Annotated in this window: 1 protein-coding gene; it reads right to left on the bottom strand. The window is 63.7% G+C overall.

All coding sequences use genetic code 11. From position 1 onward, the window contains the following. Positions 1-3,013 (bottom strand): DNA-directed RNA polymerase subunit beta' (gene rpoC, locus OXU43_06605; protein MDD9824823.1); only part of this gene is annotated, 3,013 nt, incomplete at both ends.

The following is a 3,013-nucleotide window of genomic DNA, read 5'->3' as shown; positions in this document are numbered from 1 at the left end:
GGTTTGCGCGCCTCGAACAGATCGGCAACCCGCGGCAAGCCGCCGGTGATGTCCCGGGTCTTCAGCACTTCCTGGGGAATCTTGGCGATCACCGCGCCGACGCCCACCGGGTCTCCATCCTGAATGTTGATCATTGCCTTGGCAGGGAGGGGGTAGTGGGCAGGCAGGTCGGTGCCCGGTATCTTCAGGTCCTCGCCGTCCTTGCCGATGAGCTTGATCGTGGGGCGGAGTTCCCTGGTCGCCGCGGTGCGCTTCTTGGAGTCGAGCACTACGATGTTTTCCAAGCCGGTGACCTCGTCCATTTTGTGTTCCACGGTGACGCCCTGGACGACATCGTCGAACTTGACCTGGCCGGAGACTTCGGTGATCACCGGGTGCGTGTGCGGGTCCCAACTGGCCACCGTCTGGCCGGGCCGCACCTTGTCTCCGGAAGCGGCGGTGAGCACGGCTCCGTAGGGGAGCTTGTAGCGCTCGCACTCGCGGCCTTGCGCGTCCAGCACCAGCACTTCGCCGGAGTGCGATATCGCTACGTGGCCCCCCTCTTCCCGAGGCAGGGCCTTCAGATTGTGCCAGCGCAACGTGCCCCCATGCTTGATCTCCGTGCTGCTGGCGGCGGCGGCACGGGAGGCGGCGCCGCCGATATGGAAGGTGCGCATGGTCAGCTGGGTGCCCGGTTCGCCGATGGACTGGGCGGCCACGACTCCCACCGCCTCGTTGATGTTCACCAGGTGGCCGCGGGCCAGGTCGCGCCCGTAACAGGTAACGCAAATGCCGTGCCGGGTGTCGCAGGTGATGGGAGAGCGCACGATCACTTCGTCCAGGCCGCATCGGTCCAGGATCGCCACCTTGGTCTCGTCCAGCAATTCGCCGGCGGCCACTACGATCTCCCCGGTATTGGGGTCGGCGGCATCCCGGGCCAGCACCCGGCCCAGCACCCGCTCTTGCAGCGTTTCCACGATCTCCCCGCCCTCGATCAAGGAGCGTACCGTCAACCCCTGTCGGGTGCCGCAATCCTGCTCCGTCACGACCAGATCCTGGGCCACATCGGCAAGACGCCGGGTCAGGTATCCGGAATTCGCCGTCTTCAGAGCCGTGTCGGCAAGACCCTTGCGGGCGCCGTGCGTGGAAATGAAGTACTGCAACACATCCAGCCCCTCGCGGAAGTTGGCGGTGATGGGCGTCTCGATGATCGAGCCGTCGGGCTTGGCCATCAATCCGCGCATGCCGGCCAACTGGCGGATCTGCTGCGCCGAGCCGCGGGCGCCGGAGTCGGCCATCATGAATATGGAGTTGAAGGATTGCTGTTCGACCGGCCGGCCGCCGTCTTCGTCCGCGACCGCCTCCATGCCCAGTTCCCGCATCATCGCGTTGGCGACCTTGTCGTTGGCGCGGGACCAGATGTCCACGACTTTGTTGTAGCGCTCGCCGTCGGTGATCAGACCGGAGTTGTATTGGCGGGCGTAGTCCTTCACCCGCTCCTCGGCTTCGCGGACGATCTCGGCCTTGCGTCCGGGAATTACCATGTCGTCAACGCCAATGGAGATGCCGGCGCGGGTCGAGTGGGTAAAGCCGAGGTACATCAGCCGGTCGGCGAATACCACCGTCTTTTTCAGCCCGAGACGGCGGTAGCAGGTGTCTATGAGGCTGGAAACGGATTTCTTGTCCATCACCCGGTCTATAAGGGAAAACGGCAATCCCTCGGGCAGGACGCCGGAGAGAATGATGCGCCCGACCGTGGTCTCCACGCGGCGGACCGCCGAGCCTTCTCCCGCGCCGTCCGCCGCCTCGTCGGCGCCGTCGGCGCCGTCGGCGCGCATGCGGACGATAATCCTGGCGTGCAAGTCAACGAGCTCGCTCTCGTAGGCGCGGATCACTTCGTCCGGGCCGGCGAAGACCATGCCCGTGCCCCTGGCGGTCTTCGATTCGCGCGTCAGGTAGTAGAGACCGAGGACCACGTCCTGCGTCGGCACGATAATCGGTTCGCCATTCGCCGGCGACAATATGTTGTTGGTGGACATCATCAGGACGCGCGCCTCCAGCTGCGCCTCCAGAGACAGCGGCACATGCACGGCCATCTGGTCGCCGTCAAAGTCCGCGTTAAACGCCGTGCACACCAGGGGATGCAGCTGAATCGCTTTGCCTTCGATCAAGACGGGCTCGAAGGACTGGATCCCCAGCCGGTGCAGCGTGGGGGCGCGGTTCAGCAACACCGGGTGCTGGCGGATCACTTTTTCCAGCACGTCCCACACCTCCGGCACTTCGCGTTCCACTATCTTCTTCGCCGCCTTGATGGTGTTGGCCATGTCCTGAAATTCCAGCTTGCTGTAGATCAGCGGCCGGAACAATTCCAGCGCCATCTTTTTCGGGAGGCCGCACTGATGCAGTTTCAAGGTCGGGCCGACGACGATCACGGACCTGCCGGAGTAGTCCACCCGCTTGCCCAGAAGATTCTGGCGGAAGCGCCCCTGCTTGCCCTTAATCACGTCCGCCAGCGATTTCAAGGGCAATTTGTTGGCGCCGGTGATGGTGCGGCCGCGCCGCCCGTTATCCAGCAAGGCGTCCACCGCTTCTTGCAGCATGCGCTTCTCGTTGCGCACGATGATCTCCGGGGCGCTTAATTCAAGCAGGCGCTTCAGCCGATTGTTGCGGTTGATCACGCGCCGGTAGAGGTCGTTCAGGTCAGAGGTGGCGAAGCGCCCTCCCTCGAGCGGCACCAACGGCCGCAGCTCGGGCGGCAGTACGGGCAGCACTTTCAGGATCATCCATTCCGGGCGGTTGCCCGACGACTGGAACGCCTTAAGCAGTTTCAACCTTTTGTACAGCTTGTGCAGCTTGGTGTCGGAATCGGTCTTTTCGAGCTGCTCTTTCAGGGAGGCGATCTCGGCTTCCAAGTCGAGGGTGCTCAGCATCTCGTGGATGGCCTCCGCGCCCATCTTGGCCTTGAACTCGTCGCCATACTGCTCGATCATCGCTATGTACTCTTCCTCAAAGAGCAACTGCCCCCGCTCGAGCT

It is taken from the genome of Gammaproteobacteria bacterium (assembly GCA_028817255.1).
Classification (GTDB): Bacteria; Pseudomonadota; Gammaproteobacteria; order Porifericomitales; family Porifericomitaceae; genus Porifericomes; species Porifericomes azotivorans.
Note: the sequence above shows the minus strand (reverse complement) of the source record. Positions and strands in the feature narration are given on the sequence as shown.